The organism is Methylobacterium haplocladii, assembly GCF_007992175.1.
Lineage (GTDB): Bacteria > Pseudomonadota > Alphaproteobacteria > Rhizobiales > Beijerinckiaceae > Methylobacterium > Methylobacterium haplocladii.
In genome coordinates, this window is sequence record NZ_BJZT01000093.1 from 1 (window position 1) to 899 (window position 899).

Here is an 899-nt window from a genome sequence, read left to right on the forward strand (position 1 = left end):
TGTTCGGTCCCGGGGTGTGCTGTGACGGATCGAGCTTGAACCGAGCGGGTTGCTCAGTCCAGGTTTTGCAGATGAACTCGTAGGGCGTGAGGCCGCGCAGGGTCTTGAGCCGGCGTCCGTAATTGTAGGCGTCGACGAAGAGCTTCAGGTGATGACGCAGTGCCTCGTGGCTTCCATAATGGTAGCGCTTGACGGTGGCGTCCTTGATCGTTCGGTTCATGCGTTCAACCTGACCGTTCGTCCACGGGCAGCGCGGCCTGGTCGTTCGGTGCTCGATCGCGTTCTGGTGGCAGGCCCAGTCGAACGGATGCCAGCGATAGAGGCGCGGCTCGTCGCGCTCGGCCCAATAGGCTTCCGCGCTGGCTTCGGCTTCCTCGCTGACCGGCGTGGTGTCGACGAACTGCGTGCCATTGTCGGTGAGCACCGTGTGAACCGTGTAGGGTACGGCCGCGATCAGCGCGCCAAGCAAGTCTGCCGCGACACGTCGTGTCGCCTTCTCGTGCAGTTGAACGAAGGCGAACTTGCTGGTGCGATCGATGGCCACGAACAGGTTCAGCTTGCCCTCTTCCGTGCTGACGTGCGCGATGTCGATGTGGAAATAACCGATCGGGTAGGCTTTGAAGCGTGAACGCTTGGGCTTGTCGCCATCGGTATCGGGCAACCGGGCGATGTCGTGGCGCTGGAAGCAGCGATGCAGGCTCGACCGGCGCAGATGCGGGATCGTCGGCTGCAGCGCGTAGAGGCAGTCATCCAGCGGCAGCAGGGTATGCCGCCGGAATGCGACGATGATCGCCTCCTCTTCCAGCGTCAGGACGGTCGAGCGGATCTCCTTCGGCCCCATCCGGGCGTCCGTGACCGTCTCGCGGCCACGCCACTTCTGCACCGTGGTCGGGCTGATG

At 63.5% G+C, this 899-nt stretch carries 1 protein-coding gene; it reads right to left on the reverse strand.

The genetic code is table 11. The features are described from left to right. Window positions 1-898 (reverse strand): IS481 family transposase (locus tag MHA02_RS21870; protein WP_244612440.1); only part of this gene is annotated, 898 nt, incomplete at its 3' end. Between the last annotated feature and the right edge of the window lies 1 nt (window position 899).